Here is a 22,650-nt window from a genome sequence, read left to right as displayed (position 1 = left end):
GGCTAAAGGCGCATGGCGAGCATCTTGGCGTCGCCGCCGTCGTCGAGGAGCCGGAAGCCCAGGTGGTCGTAGAAGGCCAGCGCGTTGGTGTTGGCGGCGGAGACGCCGAGGTGGACGCCGGGTACGCCGCGCTCGCGCAGGGCGTCCATGGCGGTGGCCCACAGCCGTCGCCCATGGCCGCCGCCCTGCGCCTCGGGCAGGAGGTCCACGTGGAAGTGGGCCGGGTAAGGGCCGGTGAGGTCGGCGGACGCGCGGGGCGGGTCGGCGACGTAGGAGTGCATCCACCCCTCGAAGGTGCTCAGCCGGACGGTCCGTCCCGCGGTTCGCGCGCGGACGCGCGGCCACCAGGCGTCTTCGAGTTCGCGTTCGAAGGACGGGGTGTCGGCGACGGCGAGGAAGTAGCCGACGGGGAGGGACGGCGCGCCGTCGGCGTCTTCGGGGGCGAGGACCCAGGCGAGGTCGGGCGAGTGGGCGAGGTACGGCCCGGCGAAGACGTCACCGAGCAGCCGGGGATCGTCGAACAGGTCCGTCGCGTCCTTCCCGGCGGCCCCGGTGCGCAGGCAGATGTCGTAGATCCGGTCGATCTCTGCGGGGTCGTTGGCACGGGCCGGCCGGACGGACAACGGGCCGGTGGTCATCGGGCCTCCCGGGGCAGGCATGTGCGGAGCGGCGCGATCTGTACGTTAACACCAAAACCGACTGTTGCTCGGTTTTGGTGTTCGTAGGAACGAGGTCGTCTGTCAGATGTGCCGAAGGCTTCCTTCGGCCCGTTCGCGGACATTAGGTTCTTGGTCGTGGGCTGGGATGGCGAGGGTGTGCTGGCGGGGCGGTACCGGAGGCTCGACCGGATCGGTCGGGGCGGGATGGGGTCGGTGTGGCGGGCCCATGACGCGGACCTGGACCGGGAGGTCGCGGTCAAGGAGATCCACGTGCCCGAGCAGGTCGCCGAGGACGAGCGGGCCGTCTGGTTCGCGCGGATGGAGCGGGAGGCGCGGGCCGCGGCGCGGCTGCGGCATCCGGGCATCGTGACCGTCCACGACCGGGTGGTGGGCGAGGACGGACGCCCGTGGATCGTGATGGAGCTGGTGCAGGGACGGTCGCTGGACCGGGTGCTGGCCGACGAGGGCGTACTCCCCGCACGGCGGGTCGCCGCGATCGGACTGGCGATGCTGGACGCGCTGTCGGCGGCCCACGCGCAGGGCATCGTCCACCGCGACGTGAAACCGGCCAACGTGCTGCTGGAGGACGAGCGGGTTCTGCTCACCGACTTCGGGATCGCGGCGGTCGAGGGCGACGCGACCCTGACCCGTTCGGGTGCGGTGCTGGGGACGCCCGCGTACATGTCCCCGGAGCAGGTCGAGGGCCGGTCCGTGACCCCGGCGTCGGACCTGTGGTCGCTCGGCGCGACCCTGTACGCGGCGGTGGAGGGGCGCCCGCCGTTCACCGCGCCCACGCACGGCGGCCTGTTCGTCGCCATCGCGACCCGCGAGCCGGACCCGCCGCAGTGCGGCGGACCGCTCGCGGAGGCGATGCGCGGCCTGCTGACCAAGGATCCCGCCGACCGGCCGTCGGTCGCGCGGATCCGCGCACTGCTGGACGCGGCGGCCGTCGCCGACGATGCCCCCGCGCCGACTGTCCGGATGCCGCGATCCGGGGGCGTCCGCTCGTCCGCGCCGACCCGCCGGATGGCGCCTGCGGGTACCGTGCCCGGTCCGGCCGTCCGCGTCTCCGCGCCGGTCGATTACGCGGCCGCCGTGCGCGGCGCGCTCGCCTGCACTTGGGGCACCGTCGCCGTCACCCTGTACCTGTCGTGGTTCGGGTACGAGGTTTTCGTCCTGGACGTGGTTCCCCGCTGGATCCCGGTGGCGGTGGGCCTGCTCATCGTCCTGTCCGGCGCGCTGTGGAACTGGACGAACCGGCCGGTGCTCGCACTCGCCGCCGTGGCGGCGATCAACGTGGGGCTCACGGCGAGCGTCCTGGCGGCGGAGGACTGGGGCGACGATGTCGTCCACATCGTCCCCGCCTCGGCTTTCGGCTGGGTCGGCGGCGGGGTGGCACTGATGTTCGCGTTCGCCGGGGCGAACCGGTGGCTGGCCGCACGGCGCCCCGACATCGGATCACGGCGGGCCGTGTTCGGCTTGATCGTGATCCTCGAAGGCGTCGCCATGATCGCGTGGCCGTGGTTTCTCTTCACGGCGCTCGGCACGGAGATCCATCCCTCTCACGACGACGCGGCCGCCGCGATCTTCGGCGGCTCGCTCGCCGTCGTGTTCCTCGCCTGGATCGTCTCCCAACGCGAATCGGGTGCGCACCCGGACGCGTGAGGCACGAGAACATATCGTCGGTACCGTGCAGGTCCACTCGATCATGGCGGACGCCACCGGCCCGTGCGAGTTCGTCGTGCGGGCGGCGCACCCGCGGCTGCGTCCGTACGTCATCGGGTATTCGGGGTTCCGTTCGTCCGCGCCGTCCGGACGGCCGCTGCGCCGCCGCGTCCTGCCGCTGAACCTCGCCGTCCTGATCCTCGACTTCGACGGGCCGTGCTCGACGGTGACCGGGCCGCGCGGCACGCCGCTGGTGTCGGACGAGGCGGGGTGGCGGCGCGGGGTGTCGATCGGGTTCACCCCGGCGGGGGTGGCCGCGCTTTGCGACCTGCCCCTGCGCGATCTCGTCGGCGCGACGGCGCGGACCCGCGGACGTCCTCGGCGCGCGGGCGGCGCGGCTCGCGGACCGGCTCGCCGAAGCGCCCGGGTGGGACGCGCGGTTCGACGTCCTCGACGAGCGGCTGGCGGCGTGGCTCGCGCCGTCGGCGGCCCGTCCGGACGATCTGGTCCTGCGGGCCTGGTGGCGGCTGCAGGCCCCCGCCGGTCCGGTCGGCGGGGTCGCGCGCGACCTGGGGGTCAGCCTCCGGTACCTGCAACTGGGGTTCCGGCGGCACATCGGGCTGCCGCCCAAGACGGTCGCGCGGATCGCCCGGTTCCAGCGCGCCGCGCTGCTGATCGGCGACCCCGCGGCGGCCGTGGCCTGCGGGTACGCGGACCAGCCGCACTTCAGCCGGGACGTGCGGGAGATGAGCGGCCTGACGCCCACCGAACTGTTCGCGTTCGTTCAAGACGGCGGCGCGTCCCCCGAATAACGTCGCGAACCATGATGCTCACGGACAAGACGGCGCTCGTCACCGGCGGGTCGCGGGGGATCGGACGGGCCATCGTGCGACGGCTCGCGGCGGACGGCGCCCGGGTCGTGTTCAGCTATCGCGAGGGGAAGGACGCGGCGGACGAACTCGTGCGGGAGCTCGCGGGACGGGCCGTCGCCGTGCGGGCCGACCAGGAGGACGTCGGGACGATCGACGCGCTGTTCGAGCCCGTCGGGGAGTCGCTCGACATCGTGGTGAACAACGCGGCCGTGAACCCGCACCGGCCGATCGCCGAGACGACCGGCGACGACTTCGACCGGGTGCTGACCGTCAACACGAAGTATCCGCTGCTGGTGATGCGGCGGGCCGAGGCGTTGATGCCGGACGGGGGCCGGATCGTCAACGTGTCGACGCTCAACACCGTGCTGCCCGCGCCGGGGCACGCGCTCTACGCGGCGAGCAAGGCGGCGCTGGAGCGGCTGACGTCGGTCGCCGCCCGCGAGTTCGGCCCGCGCGGCATCACCGTGAACTCGGTGTCGCCGGGGGCGACCGACACCGACCTGTTCCGGGAGACGAACCCGCCCGAAGCCGAGGAGCAGGCGAAGATGCTCACGGCGCTCGGGAGGCTAGGCCGCCCGGAGGACATCGCGAACGTCGTGGCGCTCCTGATCGGGCCGGACGGCGGCTGGATCACCGGCCAGAACCTGCGGGCGTCCGGCGGGATGCTGTTCTGACGGGCGGCTGTGCCGCCGGGGCGGCCGTGGTCCCCCGATCACCACGGCCACCATGTCGTTCGATGTCCGGACGAGCCCGCGAGGTTCGCGCCCCGGCGATTTTTCTGCGCCTCAATAGTTCCGTGCGCTCGGTGGTGCGGAAGACCTCCGCGCCTTCGTCGTCCACGACGGACGTCCCGCGCAGCCCGGTCGCCGTGCCCCGCAGCTCGTCCAGGACGCCCAGCCGCTCGGCGACGTCCAGCGCCGGGCCGCGCACGTCGATCGCCTGCCCGCCGGGCCGGACGCCGGGCGCCCGCTCGACGATCGTCGCCTCGAACCCGTACCGGTCCAGCCAGTAGGCCGGCGACGGCCCGGCGATGCTCGCACCGGAGACGAGGACGTTCGTGTTCTTCATGCGGCTCTCCTTCGCCGGGGCGGCCGCCGCGCTCCGCGGCGGTCGGGTGGAGTCTCGCGCCCTGCCTGACCGCTCGCTGACGGCCCGCTGACCGCCCGCGAACCGTCGCACCGAAGGCATAATCGTCGTGCCGGGAGCGTCGGCATCGCGGAATTCGGCATTGCCCCGCGAGGCCCTCAAGTGAAGTCTGGATCAGCGGTCGATGAACGTCTTTGGCAGGTTTCAGGCCATCTTGGAGTCAGATCTGAGGGAGGAGTTCCTGAAAATCCTCGGACATCGGCTCGGCGTCTCTGCCCGCGAGATTTTCGCGGATTCGAGCGCGGACGGCTTGCGCCGGGCCGGTGCGTGCAACGAGATGATGATCGCCCTCTGGACCCAGCTGTACTCCACCGATGAGGCCGGCGCGGGATATCCGGACGGTGAATTTCTCTCGGTTCTTCTCGGGAAAGCCGATGCGGGCGATGTTCGCGGACACCTTCGAAATGCCCTGGAGAGCGCCCTGTTGTGGGTGGACATGCGACGGGCGGCGGAGAATTCCGCTTCGGATGTGTGAAGCATGTCAAAGGGGCGGGTAAGTTTGGTGGGTGGCGATTGGTAGACCTACGGTGGCTCAGCTCCGGGCGTTCCTGTCGCTCGCCGAGCACCTGCACTTTCGGGACGCGGCCGCCGCGCTGCGGATGAGCCAGCCCGCGTTGTCGGGGGCCGTGGCCGCGCTGGAGGAGACGCTCGAGACGCGGCTGGTGGAGCGGACGACGCGGAAGGTGATGCTGACGCCGGCGGGGGAGCGGGTCGCGCGGCGGGCCGAGCGGGTGCTGGCCGAGCTCGACCGGCTGGTCGAGGACGTGCGGGCGGTGCGGGGGCCGCTGGTCGGGCCGCTGCGCGTCGGGGTGATCCCGACCGTCGCCCCTTACCTGCTGCCGGTCGTGCTGCCGAGGCTCGCGAAGGACTTCCCCGAGCTGGAGCTGTCGGTCCGCGAGGAGCGGACGGACGGGATCGTGGCGGAGCTGCTCGCGGGACGGCTCGACGTCGTGGTGCTGGCGCTGCCCTCGCCGGTCGCGGGGGTGCGCGAGGTTCCGCTCTACGACGAGGACTTCGTGCTGGTCGCGCCCGCCTCGCAGGATCTCGCGGTGCCGAGCGACGGCGTCGCGCGGGAGGTCCTGGGCGAGCTGGACGTGCTGCTCCTCAACGAGGGGCACTGCCTGCGGGACCAGACGATGGACGTGTGCCGCGAGGTCGGCGCGCGGGCGGTGGCGGCCACGTACGCGACGAGTCTGGCCACGCTCGTCCAGCTCGTGTCGGGCGGGCTGGGGGTCACGCTGGTGCCGGAGGCGGCGTTGCCGGTGGAGACGCGGCGGGCGCCGAACCTGGCGCTGCACCGGTTCCGCGATCCGGCCCCGTTCCGGAGGGTGGGGCTGGGGTATCGCGCCACGTCGCCGCGGGCGGCGGAGTTCGAGGCGCTCGCGGAGAGCGTGCGGGCGGCGATTTCTGATCCGGCGACCGAAGCGCCCGGGTTCCGGCCGTCCCGCTGACCGCGGAACGAAGGTCACGGGTTCGTCAAGGACGGGCCGCGCCGGGTCAAGTCTGCGTCAGCCGACCCCCTTGTGATGGCTATCCGTGGTCGACTCGTCGCATGGCGTTACCATTCTCGGTGAGGCGAGGTTTCCCGCTGGCTGCCCCGCGCGTCCCGACCTGGAGGCCGCATGTCCCCGAAGCTGAGCGTCGTCGTCCCGTTCCACAACACCGAGGAGTACCTGCGGGAGTGCCTGGAGTCGCTGTCCGGGCAGTCGTTCCGCGACTTCGAGGTGATCATGGTGGACGACGGGTCCACCGACAACGGCGCCGTGCTCGCCAAGGAGATGTGCGAGCGGGACGGGCGGTTCCGGCTGGTCGCCCGCGAGCAGGAGGGGCCCGGGCCCGCGCGCAACGCGGGCGTCCGGCAGGCGAAGGGGAAGTACCTCGCGTTCGCCGACGCGGACGACGTCGTCACGCCGGACGCCTACATGCGGCTGGTGGGGTCGCTGGAACGTACGGGGTCCGATCTCGCGTGCGGGAACGTCGAGCGGACGGACGGGGAGCGCCGATGGCAGTCGGTGTTGCACAAAGACTTGTTCGCGGAGCGGAGACTGTCGACGCACGTCTCGTCCCAGCCGCTCCTGATTCGTGACCGGACGCCTTGGAACAAGGTGTACCGGCGTGGGTTCTGGGACGAGATCGCCCTGGAGTTCCCCAAAGGTTTCTACGAAGATCCCCCTGTGACGGTGCGGGCGCATGCCCTCGCCAAGTCCGTTGACGTGCTGCCGGACACCGTCTACCTGTGGCGCAAACGACAGGGATCCATCACCGAGGAACGCTACGACTGGGACAACATCTCCCAGCGGATGCGCTCGGCACGTCTCGTCCGCGACGGCCTCGCCTCGTACGCTCCGCAGCTCCTCACGCCTATGACGAGCACGCGCTGATCGACGTCGAGCTGCGGGTGCTGCTGGAGGCCGTGCCGAAGACCGACGACGAGCGCGCGCGGAACTCGTCGAGATGGGCGGTGAGCTGGCCGGACGCATCGCGCCGCGGGTCCTGAAGCGGCTCCCGGCACTGTCGCGGCTGCAACTGCACCTGCTGCGCGAGCGGATGCTGCCCGAGCTGGAGGAAGTGCTGCGGTTCGCCGCGCTCGGCGGGGCGGGGGACGCGCCGCGGGTGCGGCGGGGCATGCGGCGCTGGTACGCGGAGTTCCCGTTCTTCGAGGACGAGACGCGCGGCATCCCCGCGCACCTGTACGACGTCACCGACGAGCTGACGCCCGTCGCCGCGATCGACCGCGCCACCTGGGTCGACGGGCGGCTCCGCCTGGAGGGGCACGCCTACATCCGGCACCTGGACTCCTCGACCGTGGAAGGCTCGCGCATCCGGCTGTGGCTGCTCGCCGCGAACCGGCGGGGGCTGCTGAAGGTCCCGGTCCGGCGGGTGCGGCGCCCGGACGTGACGGCGCGGTCGAAGCAGTCGGAGGTGTCCTACGACTGGTCCGGGTTCGTCGCCGAGATCGACCCGTCGACGCTGCGGATGTTCGGCCGCTGGCGCGACATCGACTGGATCCCGTGCGTCGAGATCGTCAGCCGGGGCGTCCGGCGGCGCCGCACGTTCGCCAACCCGGCGCAGACGTCGCGGCTGTGGCCGGACGACCTGGAGTGCGTGCCCGGCGTGCGGGTGCAGGGCGTCGCGGCCCGGCACCGGTTCGTCGTCCAGGTGCGGCGGACGCCCGCGGCGGTCACCGGCTGCCGGATCGCGGGCGGCGACCTGGTGTTCGACGGCTGGAGCGAGGAGCCGACGGGCGCGGACGTCCGGGTCGACGCGACCGCGAAGGGCACCCGGGAGAAGGTCGCGGGCGTGCTGGAGCCGGGGCGGGACGGCCGCGCGTTCCGCGCGCGGCTGCCGGTCGGCGAGCTGGCCGGGCGTCCGGGCGACTGGGACGTCGTGCTGCCCGGCGGCGCGCGCCCGCACGTCACCCGGCAGGCGGCGGGCACGTCGTTCGCCGTGCCGGGCGGCGAGCTGGAGATCGCCCGGACGCGGCGGAGCGCGCTGCGGATCGTCGTCCGGGAGGCGGCACCGGTCGTCGAACGGGTGACGTGGGCGCCCGACGGCGTCGTGACCCTGCACGGGGCCTGCCCCGATCCGGCGGGCCGCGCGGACGCGCTGCTGCTGCGGCGGCGGCGCTCCAGCGAGGAGCACCGGGTGCCGCTGCGCTGGGACGACGAGCGGTTCACCGCGTCGTTCGCCCCGGCCCGGATGCCGCTCCTCGGACTGTCGCGCCCGCTGGTGCCGGGCCGCTGGGACGTCCTCGCGGAGACCGGCGACGGCGAACGTCCCGTCGCCGTCCGCCGGCACGCGCTGCGCGACCTGCCCGATCCGCACGAGACGGGCCTGCACCGCGTGACCGTCCGCGCGTACAAGACCGACCGGCTGCAGTTCCGCGTCGAGGCCGCGCTCGACGAGGACGAGCGCGGCGAGTACGCGCAGCGGCGGCTCCGGTCCGGGCACTACCGGCGCCACCTGAACCTGCCCCCGCGTGAACTCGCCGTGTTCGACGCCTATCGGGGACGCCAGTACTCCTGCAATCCGCGCGGTATTTACGACGAGCTCCGCCGCCGGGGGACCGACGTCGAGTGCGTTTGGGTCACGTCCAACGGCCAGTTCGGGCGGCCCCCGGGTGCGCGTGTCGTCCTGTCCGGTACGCGGGAGTACTACGAGGCGCTGGCGCGCGCGCGGTACGTCTTCGGGAACTGGTCGCAGCAGCCCTGGTTCGTCAAGCGCGAAGACCAGACGTACGTGCAGTGCTGGCATGGAACGCCCCTGAAGAAACTGGGCTACGACGCAAGGAGATGCCCTTCAAGCGGACTGAGGGCGTCAACTGGATGGAACACGACGTCCAGCACTGGGATCTGCTGCTGACGCAGAACGGGTTCTCCGAGCCGCTGTTCCGCCGGGCCTTCGCGTACGACGGTGAGGTCCTGGAGAGCGGGTATCCGCGCAACGACATCCTGAACAGCCCGCACCGGGACGACATCGCGGCCGCCGTCCGGCGCCGCCTCGGCATCCCGAAGGGCAAGCGCGTCGTCCTGTACGCGCCCACCTGGCGGGACGACTTCCACCACGCCATCGGCAAGCGCGCGTTCCGCCTGGAGTTCGACGTGGACCGCTTCCGGCGGACCCTGGGCCGCGACCACGTCCTCCTGCTGCGCACCCACTACCTGGTGACGGACCGCCCGAAGTGGACGCCGGGCGACTGCGTCATGGACGTCTCGGTCTATCCGGACATCTCCGAGCTGTATCTGATCAGCGACGTCCTCGTCACCGACTACTCGTCCTCGATGTTCGACTTCGCGGTCACCGGCCGTCCGATGGCGTTCTTCACCTACGACCTGGAGCGATACCGCGACCACGTGCGCGGTTTCTACTTCGACTTCGACGCCGAGGCCCCCGGGCCGCTGCTGCACACCACGCAGGACGTCGTGGACGCGCTGTGCGAGCCGGACGCGCTGGACGCCGGGTACCGGTCCGCCCGCGCCGCGTTCGCCGCCAGGTACTGCCCGCACGACGACGGCCACGCCGCCTCCCGGGTCCTCGACCGCGTCCTTCACAACCCCGCAAACTGACGACCGACCGGGAGCTTTCCGTGTCCCCCAAGACCAACTCCGAGACCAGCAGGACGACCGGCGGCGCGAAGCCGGAGCCGAGGCACGCCGCGCGGCACGCGGCACGGCACGCCGCGCGGCACGCCGCGAGACCCGAGGCGGCGCCGGCGCCGAACGCGGTCGCCGGCGCGGCGGACGAGACGAAACCCGTCACCCGGCCGGACGCGGAAGCCCTGGCGAGGGCCGCGCGCACGCCGCGAAGGCCAAGCCCGCCCTGCTCAGCGTCGTCGTGCCGTTCAAGGACGTCGGGCTGTTCCTCGCCGAGTGCCTGGAGTCGATCGCCGGGCAGACGTTCCGCGACATGCAGGTGGTCATGGTCGACGACGGGTCGACCGACGGCGGTGCGGCGGTCGCCGAGAGGTTCGCCGCCCGCGACGACCGGTTCGTCCTGGTGCGGGGCGGCGGCGAGGGGACGGGTCCGGGGCCCGCGCGCAACGTCGGCGTCTCGCACGCGACCGGACGGTACCTGGCGTTCGTCGACGGCGACGACGTGCTCCCGCCGTACGCGTACGAGCTGCTGGTCGCGTCGCTGGAGTCGACCGGGTCGGACATCGCGGGCGGGAACCTGCAGCGGCTCGACGGGGAGCGGGTCGAACCGTCCCGCCCGCATTCGGAGGCGTACGCGGAGCCGGCGCGGGCGACGCACGTCACGCGGCGGCCCGAACTGCTGCGGGACCGGACGATCGGCAACAAGGTCTTCCGGCGGGCGTTCTGGGACGCGAACAAGTTCCAGTTCCCGCCGAACCTGTTCGAGGACCTGCCGGTGGCGCTGCTGACGCACGCGCTCGCCGCCGCCGTCGACACCGTCGACGCGCCCGTCTACTTCTGGCGGCGCCGCCCCGGCTCGCTCACCGACCGCCTGACCGAGCCGGTGCTGCTCAACGACCGGCACGCCGCCCTGGACATCGTCCAGCGCCTGTTCGCCGAGCACGCCCCGGGCCTGCTGCCCGCGTTCCACGCGCAGATCCTCGACGTCGACATGCACGCGTTCGTCCGGGCACTGCCGGCCGCGACGCTCCAGGAGCGGGAGCGGCTCGTCGACCTCGGCGCGCGGATCGTGACGGAGGCGGGGCCGGAGGCGGCCGAGGGACTGGAGTCGATCCGCCGCCTCGAACTGCACCTGCTGCGCGAGCGGATGCCGCGCGAACTGCTGGAGGTCCTCGCGTTCCAGGAGGGCGGCCTCGCCGACGTCCCGATCGAGGCGCGCGGCCGGTTCCGGCCCCGCTGGTACGCGCGGTACCCGTTCTTCGACGACCCGGACCGCGCGATCCCCGACGAGGTGTACGACGTCACCGACGAGTTCGACCTGCGCGCGGACATCGACCGGGTCGGCTGGGACGGCGACACGCTGATCATCGAGGGCTGGGCGCACTTCGACCGGCTGGAGGTGTCGGACGTCCGCGACTCGCGCATCCGGGTGTGGATGCGGAACGCGAAGACCGGACGCGAGGTGGGGCTGCCCGTCGAGCGGGTGCGGCGCCCGGAGGCGACGGCCCGGTCGGGGCAGTCGCGGGTGTGCCTCGACTGGTCGGGGTTCGCGGTGCGGATCGAGCCGGAGTACCTGCTGGACGGGGACGAGTGGCGGTCGGGCACCTGGCGGCTGTACACGGAGGTCGCGACGGCGGGCCGCCGCGCGGTGCAGCGGCTCGACGCGGTCGAGCCCGCGGTGCGGTGGACCGCGGCGCGGCAGGTGGACGAGCTGGTCGCGGTGCAGCCCGCCGCGGACGACGACGGGTTCGTCGTGCACGTGAAGCGGTCCCGGGCGGTCGTGACCGAGTACCGGCGGTCGGGGGACACGCTGCTGCTCAGCGGCTGGACGAAACGGGCGCTCGGGCCGCACGCGTCCGTCCTCGCGTTCCGGCGGCACGGCGGTACGGACGTCCGCGGCGAGGTGACGCTGCGCCCGGCGGCGGTCCTGCAGACGGTCGAGGGCACCGGGTTCGGGTTCACGGCGACGCTGCCGCTGGCCGATCTGATGCCGGACGACGAGCCGGTCCGCCCGTACGGGGCGCACCTGCGGGACGTCCTCGACTGGGAGGTCCGGCTGACGGGCGAGGGCGGGCCGCTGCGCCTCACCGTCGCGCCCGCGCTTACCGAGGCCAGGTTCCTGTGGCGGGAACGCGAGTACGTTCTCACCCGGACGTCGTTCGGGAACCTGCGCGGCATCGAGCGGACGCCGCGCCCGGTCGTCACGGCGGCCCGCTGGGACGGGTCGGGGCACCTGACGCTCGCCGGCGAGTTCGTCGACCCGCAGGGCCCGCCCGCGCACTTCCTCCTCGGCCGCCCGGAGACCGGGGAGACGCACCGCGTGCCCGTGACCTGGGACGGGAGCCGGTTCACCGCCACGTTCACGCCCGCCGAGACGGCCGTGTTCGGGCACGACGTCCCGCTCGCCGCGGGCACCTGGAGCGTGCTCGCGCCGACCCGTTCGGGGGACGTCGCCGTCGTGGCCGAACGCGCCGCCGTCCCGTCCCTGCCGGGCCGGCACACGGTCGGCGGGCGGGAGTTCACGGTCGGCGTGGAGCAGACGGACGCGCTGCGGCTGCACGTCCGGCCCGCGCTCGCCGACGACGAGCGCGGCGGCCACGCGCAGCGGGTCCTGCGGTCCCGCGACTACCCGGTCTACCTGCGCAGCCCGCTCGCCGACGTCGCCGTGTTCGACGGCTACGCCGGTTCGTCGTACAGCTGCAACCCGCGGGCGATCTTCGAGGAGCTGACGCGGCGGCGGCCGGAGACCGAATGCGTGTGGGTGTCGCGCGACGCGCAGTTCACGGTCGACGGCGAGGCACGGATCGTCCAGTACGGCAGCCGCGAGCATTACCGGCTGCTCGCGCGCGCACGGTACATCGTCACGAACCACGGTGTGCCCCGCTGGTACGTCAAGCGCCCTGGGCAGACCTACCTGCAGACGTGGCACGGCACCCCGTTCAAGCGACTCGCGTACGACTTGGCGGAAATGCCGTACCAGCGTGCGTGGAAGCACGACTGGATGGAGTACGAGGTCCCGCACTGGGATTTCCTGCTCTCCTCCGGCCCCTACGCCTCGCAGGTCATGCGGCGGGCGTTCCGGTTCGGGGGCGAGATCCTGGAAACGGGTCTCCCGCGCAACGACATCCTCAGCTCCCCGGACACCGATGCCCTCGGTACGCACGTCCGTAAGGAACTGGGGATCCCCGAGGGCAAGAAGGTCGTTCTTTACGCTCCGACCTGGCGGGACGACCAGCACTACACGGACGGACGCCGCGGCTTCCGCATGGAACTCGACATCGACACCATGCGGCGCGTCCTGGGCGACGACCACGTCCTGCTGGTGCGCCTGCACCGCCTCGTCAGCGACCGGCACCTGCCGCCGTCCGACGACTTCGTCATGGACGTGTCCGGCTACCCCGACATCACCGACCTGTACATGGCGGCCGACGTCCTCGTCACCGACTACTCGTCCGCCGCGTTCGACTTCGCCGTCCTGGGCCGCCCCATGGTCTTCTACGCCTACGACCTGCAGCGCTACCGCGACCACGTGCGCGGCGTCTACCTCGACCTCGAAGCGGACGCGCCGGGCCCGGTCGTCACCCGGACGGTCGACGTCGCGGAGGCCGTCCGCGCCGCCGGCGAGAGCGACGACGCCTACGGCGACGCCTACGACCGGTTCTTCGTCAAGTACTGCCCGCACGACGACGGCGGCGCCACCGACCGCGTCCTCGACCGCGTCTTCACGGGCCTGCGCACCTGACGCGTCCTCACCCGGGACGGCGGGCCCGCGCGAACAGGCACGTGCCGGGCAGCGACCGCACCGGGAGCCGCCGCTCCACCACCGCCGACACCCGCAGCGCCCCGTTGAGCGCCGGATGCAGCGGCGCGAGGTCGTCGCACCGCGACATCCGGTGCCGCAGCAGCCGCGGCACCGGCCGCACCAGCACGCCCCGGCTCCACACGCGCTCCACGAGCAGCCCGGCGCCCTCCAACAACTCCACCAGCGCCCGGCGCCCGTACCGCCGGACCCGCCCGGCCGCCACGTCCCGCGCCGACCACAGCGCCATGTCCGACGCCACCGACACCAGCGCCGTCCCGCCCGGCCGCAGGACGCGCGCGAGTTCGGCCGCCGGCCGCGCGCCGTCGTCCTCGATGTGCTCCAGGACGTCCAGCGCCAGCGCCAGGTCGAACCCCTCCCCGGGAAGCTGCAGGTAGCGGGCGTCCCCCTCGTACGCCTCGACGCCGTGCGCGCGCGCCAGCGCCACGCGTCCGGGCTCAGGTCGATCGCCGTCGCGTGCCACCCGTGCTCGCCGAGCAGCCGCGCCGCCGTGCCCGCACCCGCGCCGACGTCCACCGCCGCGCCGGGCGTACCGAACCGCGGCAGCTCACCCGTCAGGACCGCGCGCCGCTCCCGGAACCACCAGTTCCCGTACTCGATCTCCGCGATCCGCTGAAGCTCGATCGTGTCCACGGGACAAGCCGACGGCATCGCGCCGCCCGCGTGCCACCCGCGTCGCCGTCCCGATACGGATCGTTGGCGCGCCCTTGACCCGCCCTCACCCCCGGCGGCGCCGGGTGAGGAACCGGATGACGAGCAGGAGCACGAGGAGCGCCCCCACCGCCGGAACGGCCCGCTTCACGACGGACGGCCCGGCGACCTCCAGCAGGTCGATGGCGTCGTTGTCGAATTGCGCGGCCGTCGGCCGCGGAGCCTCCGGTTCCGGACGTTCGACCGGCTCGTCCGGGCGGGCCGACGGCGCCGCCGTGACCGGCCGCGCGACCTCCGCCTGAGCCGCCCCCGGCTCCGCGGCCACGGCGGGCGCGGCCACGTCGGCTTCGGCGGGCGCCTGGTCCGGGGCGGGCGGCTCCGACGGTTCGGGTTGCGCGGGCGACTCCGGTTGCGAGGGGGTCCCCGCCGGGGCGGAGGCAGCGGGAGGAGCCGCGGACCCGTCGTCCTGTGCAGACGTTTCGGGCGTCGCGGGCGGAGCGGACGTCTCCGGTTGCGGGGCGGTCCCGGTTTTGGCGGACGGCTCGGTCTTCGCGGCGGGTTCGGCGGCGTCGGCGGGGGACTCGATCTCGGTGGCGAGGTTCTTGGCGAACCGGCCGATGATCTTGGAGCCGACCTCGGCGAGGATGTTGCGGCCGAACTGGGCGGGGCGGCCCGTGACGTTGAGTTCGGTGCGGACGGTGACGCGCGTCGTCCCGTCGGTCTCCCGCAAGGTGGCGCGCACGGTGGCGGCGGCCGTCCCGGAGCCGCGCGCCTCCTTCGCGGACGCCTCCAGGGTGACCTCGTGGGTCGCCTCGTCGGCCGCGACGATCTCGACCGTGCCGCGGTAGGTGATGGTCATCGCGCCGACCCGCACCTTCATCCGGCCGCGGTACTCGTCGCCGTCGATCGCGTCGAGGGTGGCGCCCGGCATGCACGGTGCGATGCGCTCCACGTCGAGCAGCACCGACCAGGCCTGATCCACGGGCACGGGCACGGTGAACTCGTGGTCGAGCTCCATAGACAATCGTCCTTATCGTCCGGAGATGTACCCGTGACCCTACGGCGGGGCCCCGGCCGCCCGCCAGAGGGGGGCGGCCGGGGAGGGATCACACCGCGGCGGCGGCCGTCAGCGCGCGGGCCGTCAGGACGCGCGCCAGGTGGGACCGGTACTCCGACGATCCGTGCAGGTCGGTGGGCGGCTCGATGCCCTCGGCGGCGAGTTCGGCGGACGCGCGCAGTGCGTCCGCCGAGGCGGTCCGGCCCGCGAGGGCGCCCTCGACGGCGGACGCCCGCACCGGCGCGGGGCCCACGTTCGTCAACGCGACGCGGGCGTCGGCGACCGCGCCGTTCTCCCGCCGGACGGCGCACGCCACGCCGACGATCGCCCACGCCTGGGCCGTCCGGTGGAACTTCTCGTAGTGGACGCCCCACCCGTCGCCGAGCTTGGGCACCCGGACGCCCGTCAGCAGTTCGTCGGGTTCCAGCGCCGACGTCATCCAGTCGACGAAGAACTCCGCCGCCGGGATCTCGCGCTCGCCGCGCGCCGACCGGGCGAGCAGCACCGCGTCGAGCGCGAGGGCGACGGCGGGCAGGTCGCCGGCCGGGTCGGCGTGCGCGAGGGAACCGCCGAACGTGCCGCGGTGCCGGACGGCCGGGTCCGCGACGGTCTCGGTGGCGCGGACGAGCAGGGGTGCGTGCGCGCGCACGAGCGGGTCGCGGATCACCTCGTGGTGGGTGGCCATCGAGCCGATGACCAGCGACGTTCCGTCGTCGCGGATCTCCCGGAGTTCGTCGACGCGGTCGAGGTCGATGAGGGTTTCGGGGAACGCGAGCCGCATCCGCAGCAGCGGCATGAGGCTCTGCCCGCCGGCGAGCACCTTCGCGTCCTCGCCCGCGTCGGCGAGGGCGGCGACGGCGTCGTCCACCGTGGCGGGACGGGTGTAGTCGAACGTCGCGGGGATCATCGGGCGCCTCCCGCGCTCTCGCCGTCGCGCAGTGCCCGCCAGACGCGTTCGGGCGTGCACGGCATCGGGACGTCGGAGACGCCGAACGGGCGCAGCGCGTCCACGATCGCGTTGACGACCGCCGGGGTGGAGGCGATGGTGCCCGCCTCGCCGACGCCCTTGACGCCGAGCGGGTTGGACGTCGCGGGCGTCTCGGTGCGGTCGGTGACGAACTCGGGCAGATCGGCCGCGGACGGGATGAGGTAGTCGGCCATCGTGGTGGTGGTGAGGTTGCCGTCGGCGTCGTAGACCGCCTCCTCGAACAGGGCCTGCGCGATGCCCTGCGCGAGCCCGCCGTGGACCTGGCCCTCGACGATCAGCGGGTTCACGACCTTCCCCACATCGTCCACCGCGACGTATTTTCGGATTTTCACCATTCCGGTCTCGGTGTCGACCTCGGCGGCGCACAGGTGCGTGCCGTGCGGGAACGAGAAGTTGTCCGGGTCGAACGTCGCGTCGGAGTCGAGGGACGGTTCGACGCCGTCCGGCAGGTCGTGCGCGGCGAACGCGGCCGTCGCGACCTCCTGGATCGTCGTGCCGGAGTCGGGGACGCCGCGCACGCCGAAGCGTCCGGCGGCGAACTCGATGTCGTCCTCGGACGCTTCGAGCAGGTGGGCCGCGACCTTCTTCGCCTTCTCGACGACCTTGTCGCACGCCGAGTACAGCGCGACGCCGCCGACGGCGAGCGACCGCGAACCGTAGGTGTCCATGCCCTTCGGCGACACGGCCGTGTCGCCGTGCAGCACCCGCACGTCGTCGAAGGGAACGCCGAGCCGGTCGGCGGCGATCTGCGCCCAGGCCGTCTCGTGGCCCTGCCCGTGCGCGGACGAACCGGTCACCACCTCGACCTTCCCGGACGGCAGCACCCGCACCGCCGCGTGCTCCCAGCCGCCCGCGCCGTACGACAGGGACCCGAGGACGCGCGACGGCGCGAGCCCGCACATCTCGGTGAACGTCGACACGCCGATCCCGAGTTGCACCGGATCGCGCCGGTCCCGCCGGTCGGCCTGCTCGGCGCGCAGCTTGTCGTACTCCAGGAGGCGCAGCGCCTGCTCGGTCGCGGCCTCGTAGTTCCCGCTGTCGTAGGTGAGGCCCGCGATCGTGTCGTACGGGAACTCCTCGTGCCCGATCCAGTTGCGGCGCCGCACCTCGATCGGGTCGAGGTCCAGGTGGGCGGCCAGCTCGTCCATGAGCCGCTCGATCGCGTACGTCGCCTCCGGACGGCCCGCGCCCCGGTAGGCGTCCGTCGGCGTCTTCGTCGTGAACACGCCCGTGCAGGTGAACGAGTACGCGTCCATCTTGTAGATGCCGTTGAACATGAACGCGCCGAGCAGCGGGATCCCGGGCGTGACCAGCATCAGGTAGGCGCCCATGTCGGCGAGCAGATCCACCTTGAGGCCGCGGACGCGGCCGTCCGCGTCGGCGGCGAGGGTGAGCCGCTGGATCTGGTCGCGGCCGTGGTGGACGGTCATGTTGCCCTCGCTGCGCGACTCCGTCCACTTCACCGGACGGCCGAGCCGCTTCGCCAGCAGCAGCGCGAGCACCTCCTCGCCGTACACCTGCAGCTTCGAGCCGAACCCGCCGCCGACGTCCGGCGCCACCACGCGCAGGCGGTGCTCGGGGATCCCGGTGACGGTCGCGAGCATCAGCCGCAGGATGTGCGGGATCTGCGTCGCCGAGTACAGCGTGAACTCGTCGCCCTCCGGCACGCACACCACCGACCGCGGTTCCATCGCCGTCGCGATCAGCCGCTGCTGCACGTACCGGCGTTCCAGGACGACCGGCGCGTCCCGCATCGCCGCGTCCAGGTCGCCGTTCTCGAACACCCACGTGTACGACTCGTTCGTCCCGAGGTCGTCGTGCACGAGGTCGGCGCCGTCCGCGACCGCGGCGTCCATGTCGACGACGGCGGGGAGCGGCGCGTAGTCGACGTCGATCTCCTCCAGCGCGTCCATGGCGGCGGCCCGGTCGCGCGCCACCACGCACGCCACCGGTTCCCCGACATAGCGGACTTCCCGGACGGCCATCGGCGGGTGCTCGGGATGCTTCATGTCGTCGGTGACGACCCACGCGCACGGCAGCGAACCCTGCTCGTCCGCGAGATCGGCGCCGGAGAGCACCGCCACGACGTTCGGCAGGCCCTTCGCCCCGGACGTGTCGACCCGCTCGATCCGCGCGTGCGCGTGCGGGCTGCGCAGGAACGCCACGTGCAGCGTCCCGGCGGGCGCGATGTTGTCGGTCCAGCGCGTCCGGCCCGTGACCAGCCGCGCGTCCTCCGACCTGCGGCGCGCCGACCCGATCTCCGCCGGCCGGTCGTCGGTCGCGGTCATGAGGCCACCTCCGGCTCCTGCACCGGACGCCGCATGTCGCCGGCCGCGCGCCGCACCGAGCGCACGATGTTCTGGTAGCCGGTGCAGCGGCACAGGTTCCCTTCGAGCCCCTCCCGGATCTCGTCGTCGGACGGGTCGGGGTTCTCCCGCAGCAGATCGAGCGCCGCCATGATCATGCCGGGGGTGCAGTAGCCGCACTGGAGCCCGTGCTCCTCGTGGAAGGCGCGCTGCAGCGGGTGCGGCCCGCCCGCGCCCAGCCCCTCGATCGTCGTCACGTCGCGGCCGTCCGCCTGGACGGCGAGCACGGAGCAGCTCTTCACGCTCAGCCCGTCCAGCAGGACGGTGCACGCTCCGCAGTTGGTGGTGTCACAGCCGACCGGGGTTCCGACCTTCCCCAGCCGTTCGCGCAGGTAGTGGACGAGCAGGAGGCGGGGTTCGACGTCGTCCTCGTACGTCGCCCCATCTACCTCGACACGGATACGTGGCATGCGTTCTCCCAGGGACGTCTCGGGGTGGACTCGTGCGCGAGACGTCCCCGGGAGGGGCGCGCTGCCGGTTCGACCACGCCATCGGGGCCTCCGTGGAAGGCGATCCAATGAACGTATGCCGTTGTTGAAATCCGGACCAGACCCGAATTTCCCGATATCCGGCCAGTACCGGTTACGTCAGGTCGGCCACGCGAACGCCTTCGCGCTGCCGCCGACGAGCCGCGCGGGCGCCGTCCCGTAGTGGATCACCTGGAACCGCACCCGGTACCCCTCGCCGACCGTGTCGGCGGGCAGGGCGTAGTGGACGAACGTGTCGCCGTCCGTCGCGGTGTACTCGGCCAGCGGACCCGAGTCGAACCCGCTGCCGTCCTCGGCGTTCTCGATCGCGCGCGCCTGCAGTTCGGTGCCCTTCGGCAGCCCGCTGATGCGCACGTTCGCCGTCACCGAGTACCGCGCGGGGCCGATGACGAACGACGTCCCGCCCTTGTCCCAGTGGTGGTGCTCGGCGTCGGCGAACTCCTTGCCCCAGGTCACCGTGACCCACTCGTTCGGCGGCAGATCCTGCGGGGACTCGACCCCGACGCTCACGTAGTCCGGCATGTCGTCCTCCTCGTTGTAGGCGGGCCGCCCGTATCCCGCGATCACTCCCGATCCGCGGACGCGCCGCTTGCACGCGTCGCCGGTGTTGCCCTCGATCGTCTGGACCCGTCCGCCGCCGAGCACCCGCTCGACGACGCCGACGTGGTCGATCGCCCCGATCGTGTTCGACTCTCCCCAGTCGAAGAACACGATGTCGCCCGGTTTGGCGGCGTTGACCCGCGAGGTCGTCCCGGTGTGCCAGCGGCCGATCTTCTGGAAGTCGCCGGCGTGCCAGGGCGTGTAGGCGCGGTCCCCGGCGGGGAGCACCGCCTCGGCCGTCCCGCTGTGGCGGGCCCAGTAGGTGATCGCCATGTCGCACCACGCGCCGACAGGAACTCGTCACCGTGCCTGGACGCGTACTCGCGCGTGATCTTGTTCGGCCGTCCCGACATGCCGAGCGACTTGCGGGCCTCGTCGATCATCGCCTGCGCGCCGGACGGCACGGCGGCCGTCGCCGTGGTCGCCGCGGCCAGGCGGAAGACCCCGTCGGCCTCCGGCGTGCCGTAGAGCCGTTCGAGGACCTGCGCCTCGTCGGGTTCGGTCGGATTGTGGACGCCCCAATGCACGTCCACCTTGTCCATATTCGCCGCTTCGGCGGCGGCTGTTCTCTCGTTCTCGGGGGTCATGTCCCTCCTGCTGCGTACTGCCCTCGCGGTCCGGCCCCCGCGCCGCGTGGGCGGCGTACGACAGACGGTAACGGGGGTTCGTCCCGTCCATCAGGGTTTTCGCAGGAAAACACATGACTGACCCCACGAGGGAAGTCTGTACTGACCTGGGGTTACGTCCCGCGTTCGGCAAGGTGTGATCGACTTGACAGCGGGCCGTCACGGAGTGTTCGCTGGACCACATGCCAGCGCGCATCACTCTCAACGGCCCCGTGGCGCTCCGCCGCGTGGCCAGCGCGCTGTGTCCTTCGTGTCGCCGCTGATCACCGTTCATCCCCGGGGTGGTTGCCCCGGGATCGGCCCGTCACACGAAGGACCCTTTTCGGACATGGTTCCCGATCTCACCATGCGCGGCCAGGACGACCCGCACGGCCGCGCGCTCACCGCCCGCCCGCCGACGATCGGCCGGCTCGCCGCCCGCGTGCACGCCCTCGCCGCCCGTCCCGCCGACTGGTGGCGGCTGATCGGCTTCGACGAGGCCGGCCCCGCGCGCATCCGGCTCGATGACGCGGGCGGCATCCCCGTCTGGCTCACCACCTGGCCGCCCGGCCACGGCGCGACCGCCGACGCCCGCGTCAGCACCCTCATCGCGGGCGAACTGGCCGAGGTCGTGATCACCCGGACCGCGTCACCGAACGCCCCCTGCGCGCGAACCGCGTCCGCGTCCACCGCCGCGTCCCGCGCGCCCTCACCAACCGGGCCCGGCCTACGCCGTCAGCCTGCACGCGTGACTTCCCCAGGGGGGCGCCCCCTGGAACCCCCCGTTGGTCGCGGGACGGTCCTCGCCCCTCGTGTCCGTGGCGGCGATCGGGGATGGGCGAGGACCGCCCGGCACGTGACGTCGCGGGGTTCGTATTCGGGGCGGGGTCAACCGGGGGTGTCGGTCAGGTAGGGGGTGGCGGCTTCGCGGCCGAGGAGGGGGAGGACGGCGAAGTAGGTGAGGGACGGCAGCAGCGAGCGCAGATCGTCGTCGCCGGTCTCGATCTTGACGCGGACGGCGCTCACGATGCCGCCGACGATCGCGTCGGCCACCGCGTCCGGGACGGGCGGGACGCCCGGGGCCGCGAAGAACGCGCGGAAGCGGGCGAGGTCGTCGAGGCGGGCCAGCCGGACGGACGGGCCCGCGGCGTTCGCCTCGATGAGGGCCGCGCGGGCGAAGCGCGGCTCGCGGGCGAGCAGCGCGAGCATCGTGCCCAGCGCCGCGTGGACGCCGTCCGGCCAGGACGGCGCGGACTCGCGGGCGGCGGTCATCCGGCGGTACAGGATGTCCATGCCGCGCCGGTAGGCGGCGAGGAAGCACGCGTCGAGGCAGTCGAAGTGCTCGTAGAAGGTCTTCTTCGTGACCCCGGCGGCGCCCGCGACGCCGCTGATCGTCGCCTGCGGGTAGCCGCGCGCCGACACCACCTCGACGAGCGCGTCGATGAGGCGTCCGCGCTGGATGTCGGCGACGGCCTCGGGGGACAGGCCGTGCCGTCCGGGTTTGATCGCGCGGCCGGGGTCGAGGGCCGAACGCGACCCGGGCACCACCTCCGTGCCGCCCCCGCCGCCGGTCCGTCCGGTCATCGCCCCCTCCGGTGACTAGCCGTCGGGGCAAGGTTACTCGGCGTCCCCAGAACGAAGTAAGGCGAGTGCGGCAACCACCAAGGGTTTCGTTGATCTGCGGCGTGTTGCCCTAACTCGGGCGCCCATAAGGGCAACACGCCGCAGATCAACGTCGGGAGGGGCCCGCTAGGCGGGCTGGGGTGCGGCCTCGCGGTCGTCCTCGGTCTTCTCGCCGGTCACGGCGTCGGACGGCGGCGCGTCGAGCGGACGGCTGTGCCCGTTGAACACCTCGTCGTCCAGGATCCCCTCGGAGCGGGCGACCAGGACGGGGACGGTGAGCTGCCCGGTGACGTTCGTCGCGGTGCGGCCCATGTCGATGACCTTGTCGATCGCGATGAGGTAGCCGACGGCCTCCAGCGGCAGGCCCACGGTGGTCAGCGTCAGGGTGAGCGCGACCAGCGCCGGGCCGGGGGTGCCGCCGGTGCCGATCTGCCCGATGACGGCGGCCAGCGCGATCAGCGCGTACTCGCCGAGGCCGAGCTGCACGCCGGTGTACTGCGCGACGAACACCGCGGCGATCGCCGGGTAGATCGCGCCGCAGCCGTCGAACTTGATCGTCGCGCCGAGCGGCTGCGCGAAACTGGCGTACTCGGGCTGGACGCCGTTGCGCTCGATCGACACCCGCTGCGCGATCGGCAGCGTCGCCAGCGACGACGACGACACGAACCCGAACTGGATCGCGGGCCACGAGTTGCGGTAGAAGCGCAGCGGGTTGACGCGCCCGAACGCGCGCAGCAGCACCGGGTAGCCGACGACCAGCATCAGCGCGAGGCCCAGGTAGATCGCGCCGGTGAACTTCGCGAGCGGCGCGAGCGAGGACGGCCCGTACGTCGAGACGACCGCGGCGATCAGGAAGAACGACCCGATCGGGGTCAGCCGCACCACCCACCACACGGCCTTCTGCATGACCGCGTACAGGTCGTCGATGAGGCTCGTCAGGCGTTCGCCGCGCTCCCCGATCGCGACGAGCGCGGCGCCGAACAGGACGGCGAACGTCACGACGCCCAGCACGTTGCC

The 22,650-nt window shown here is 72.8% G+C and carries 18 protein-coding genes and 1 pseudogene; 9 read left to right on the top strand and 10 right to left on the bottom strand.

Annotation, left to right across the window (positions count from 1 at the left end; translation table 11 throughout):
* Window positions 1-2 precede the first annotated feature (2 nt).
* The gene (locus tag BJF79_RS01175; protein WP_083733069.1) at window positions 3-638 is read right to left on the bottom strand and encodes a GNAT family N-acetyltransferase; all 636 of its coding nucleotides are present in this window, start codon (window positions 636-638) and stop codon (window positions 3-5) included.
* Window positions 639-794: 156 nt separating this feature from the next.
* On the opposite strand from BJF79_RS01175, the gene BJF79_RS52655 reads away from it, so the two are divergent.
* The 3 genes from BJF79_RS52655 (at window position 795) to BJF79_RS01160 (ending at window position 3,870) form a co-directional block, all read left to right on the top strand.
* Window positions 795-2,324, top strand: a complete 1,530-nt coding sequence (locus BJF79_RS52655; RefSeq protein ID WP_262401360.1) for a serine/threonine-protein kinase — start codon at window positions 795-797, stop codon at window positions 2,322-2,324.
* 341 nt (window positions 2,325-2,665) lie between these two features.
* Window positions 2,666-3,136 (top strand): helix-turn-helix transcriptional regulator, encoded by a 471-nt coding sequence (locus tag BJF79_RS66355; protein ID WP_410050022.1) that lies wholly within the window; start codon window positions 2,666-2,668, stop codon window positions 3,134-3,136.
* A gap of 11 nt (window positions 3,137-3,147) precedes the next feature.
* Window positions 3,148-3,870 carry an SDR family oxidoreductase gene (locus tag BJF79_RS01160; RefSeq protein WP_075894604.1) on the top strand — a complete coding sequence of 241 codons (723 nt, stop codon included), beginning with the start codon at window positions 3,148-3,150 and terminating at the stop codon, window positions 3,868-3,870.
* Here the strand turns inward: BJF79_RS01160 and BJF79_RS65190 are convergent.
* Window positions 3,827-4,264: an FAD-dependent monooxygenase gene (locus BJF79_RS65190; protein WP_143219632.1), complete on the bottom strand. Its 438-nt coding sequence runs from the start codon at window positions 4,262-4,264 to the stop codon at window positions 3,827-3,829. The genes BJF79_RS01160 and BJF79_RS65190 overlap by 44 nt on opposite strands.
* A gap of 202 nt (window positions 4,265-4,466) precedes the next feature.
* Between BJF79_RS65190 and BJF79_RS01150 the strand changes: the two genes are divergently transcribed.
* The 5 genes and pseudogenes from BJF79_RS01150 to BJF79_RS01135 all read left to right on the top strand — a co-directional run bounded on the left by BJF79_RS01150 (window position 4,467) and on the right by BJF79_RS01135 (window position 13,177).
* Window positions 4,467-4,817, top strand: coding sequence for a hypothetical protein (locus BJF79_RS01150; RefSeq protein WP_075894603.1), 351 nt, complete (start codon window positions 4,467-4,469; stop codon window positions 4,815-4,817).
* Window positions 4,818-4,869: 52 nt separating this feature from the next.
* Complete coding sequence (locus tag BJF79_RS01145) at window positions 4,870-5,793, top strand: hydrogen peroxide-inducible genes activator (protein ID WP_262401358.1); 924 nt, start codon at window positions 4,870-4,872, stop codon at window positions 5,791-5,793.
* Window positions 5,794-5,964: 171 nt separating this feature from the next.
* Window positions 5,965-6,723, top strand: coding sequence for a glycosyltransferase family 2 protein (locus BJF79_RS57920; protein ID WP_262401357.1), 759 nt, complete (start codon window positions 5,965-5,967; stop codon window positions 6,721-6,723).
* Between the two features lie 73 nt (window positions 6,724-6,796).
* A pseudogene (locus BJF79_RS57915) lies at window positions 6,797-9,408 on the top strand (CDP-glycerol glycerophosphotransferase family protein).
* 253 nt (window positions 9,409-9,661) lie between these two features.
* A complete protein-coding gene (locus BJF79_RS01135; RefSeq protein ID WP_075894601.1) occupies window positions 9,662-13,177 on the top strand; it encodes a bifunctional glycosyltransferase family 2 protein/CDP-glycerol:glycerophosphate glycerophosphotransferase in 3,516 nt (1,171 codons plus the stop codon).
* Between the two features lie 7 nt (window positions 13,178-13,184).
* Here the strand turns inward: BJF79_RS01135 and BJF79_RS01130 are convergent, their stop codons facing one another.
* From BJF79_RS01130 to BJF79_RS01105, 6 genes are all read right to left on the bottom strand, one after another.
* On the bottom strand, window positions 13,185-13,718 hold the full coding sequence (locus BJF79_RS01130) for a class I SAM-dependent methyltransferase (RefSeq protein ID WP_262401354.1): 534 nt from the start codon (window positions 13,716-13,718) through the stop codon (window positions 13,185-13,187).
* Window positions 13,719-13,973: 255 nt separating this feature from the next.
* Window positions 13,974-14,924 (bottom strand): SRPBCC family protein, encoded by a 951-nt coding sequence (locus BJF79_RS57905; protein ID WP_075894600.1) that lies wholly within the window; start codon window positions 14,922-14,924, stop codon window positions 13,974-13,976.
* An 88-nt stretch (window positions 14,925-15,012) separates the two neighbouring features.
* Window positions 15,013-15,870, bottom strand: coding sequence for an FAD binding domain-containing protein (locus BJF79_RS01120; RefSeq protein ID WP_075894599.1), 858 nt, complete (start codon window positions 15,868-15,870; stop codon window positions 15,013-15,015).
* Window positions 15,867-18,239: a xanthine dehydrogenase family protein molybdopterin-binding subunit gene (locus tag BJF79_RS01115; RefSeq protein ID WP_075894598.1), complete on the bottom strand. Its 2,373-nt coding sequence runs from the start codon at window positions 18,237-18,239 to the stop codon at window positions 15,867-15,869. Before BJF79_RS01115 ends, BJF79_RS01120 begins: the two co-directional genes overlap by 4 nt.
* Window positions 18,236-18,727 (bottom strand): (2Fe-2S)-binding protein, encoded by a 492-nt coding sequence (locus tag BJF79_RS01110; RefSeq protein WP_075894597.1) that lies wholly within the window; start codon window positions 18,725-18,727, stop codon window positions 18,236-18,238. The genes BJF79_RS01115 and BJF79_RS01110 overlap by 4 nt, the downstream gene beginning before the upstream one ends.
* Window positions 18,728-18,904: 177 nt before the next feature.
* Window positions 18,905-19,678 (bottom strand): CHAP domain-containing protein, encoded by a 774-nt coding sequence (locus tag BJF79_RS01105; protein WP_075894596.1) that lies wholly within the window; start codon window positions 19,676-19,678, stop codon window positions 18,905-18,907.
* 681 nt (window positions 19,679-20,359) lie between these two features.
* Here BJF79_RS01105 and BJF79_RS01100 point away from each other — a divergent pair.
* On the top strand, window positions 20,360-20,923 hold the full coding sequence (locus BJF79_RS01100; protein ID WP_262401353.1) for a hypothetical protein: 564 nt from the start codon (window positions 20,360-20,362) through the stop codon (window positions 20,921-20,923).
* On the opposite strand, the gene BJF79_RS01095 is transcribed toward BJF79_RS01100, so the two are convergent.
* Both BJF79_RS01095 and BJF79_RS01090 read right to left on the bottom strand, forming a co-directional pair.
* On the bottom strand, window positions 20,899-21,594 hold the full coding sequence (locus BJF79_RS01095) for a TetR/AcrR family transcriptional regulator (RefSeq protein WP_075894595.1): 696 nt from the start codon (window positions 21,592-21,594) through the stop codon (window positions 20,899-20,901). The genes BJF79_RS01100 and BJF79_RS01095 overlap by 25 nt on opposite strands.
* A gap of 165 nt (window positions 21,595-21,759) precedes the next feature.
* On the bottom strand, window positions 21,760-22,650 hold an 891-nt coding region (locus BJF79_RS01090; protein WP_075894594.1), incomplete at its 5' end, for a dicarboxylate/amino acid:cation symporter.

It is taken from the genome of Actinomadura sp. CNU-125 (genome assembly GCF_001942465.1).
Lineage (GTDB): Bacteria > Actinomycetota > Actinomycetes > Streptosporangiales > Streptosporangiaceae > Spirillospora.
The sequence above is the reverse complement of the archived record's forward strand: the minus strand, read 5'-3'. Positions and strand labels throughout refer to the sequence as shown.

Excerpts from the sequence above, each read along its gene's own strand:
- BJF79_RS01115 (WP_075894598.1), bottom strand. The coding sequence starts at position 18,239 with ATGACCGCGACCGACGACCGGCCGGCGGAGATCGGGTCGGCGCGCCGC.
- BJF79_RS01175 (WP_083733069.1), bottom strand. The coding sequence starts at position 638 with ATGACCACCGGCCCGTTGTCCGTCCGGCCGGCCCGTGCCAACGACCCC.
- BJF79_RS01105 (WP_075894596.1), bottom strand. The coding sequence starts at position 19,678 with ATGGCGATCACCTACTGGGCCCGCCACAGCGGGACGGCCGAGGCGGTG.
- BJF79_RS01095 (WP_075894595.1), bottom strand. The coding sequence starts at position 21,594 with ATGACCGGACGGACCGGCGGCGGGGGCGGCACGGAGGTGGTGCCCGGG.
- BJF79_RS01120 (WP_075894599.1), bottom strand. The coding sequence starts at position 15,870 with ATGATCCCCGCGACGTTCGACTACACCCGTCCCGCCACGGTGGACGAC.
- BJF79_RS01110 (WP_075894597.1), bottom strand. The coding sequence starts at position 18,727 with ATGCCACGTATCCGTGTCGAGGTAGATGGGGCGACGTACGAGGACGAC.
- BJF79_RS01160 (WP_075894604.1), top strand. The coding sequence starts at position 3,148 with ATGATGCTCACGGACAAGACGGCGCTCGTCACCGGCGGGTCGCGGGGG.
- BJF79_RS57920 (WP_262401357.1), top strand. The coding sequence starts at position 5,965 with ATGTCCCCGAAGCTGAGCGTCGTCGTCCCGTTCCACAACACCGAGGAG.
- BJF79_RS01100 (WP_262401353.1), top strand. The coding sequence starts at position 20,360 with ATGGTTCCCGATCTCACCATGCGCGGCCAGGACGACCCGCACGGCCGC.
- BJF79_RS65190 (WP_143219632.1), bottom strand. The coding sequence starts at position 4,264 with ATGAAGAACACGAACGTCCTCGTCTCCGGTGCGAGCATCGCCGGGCCG.
- BJF79_RS57905 (WP_075894600.1), bottom strand. The coding sequence starts at position 14,924 with ATGGAGCTCGACCACGAGTTCACCGTGCCCGTGCCCGTGGATCAGGCC.
- BJF79_RS01150 (WP_075894603.1), top strand. The coding sequence starts at position 4,467 with ATGAACGTCTTTGGCAGGTTTCAGGCCATCTTGGAGTCAGATCTGAGG.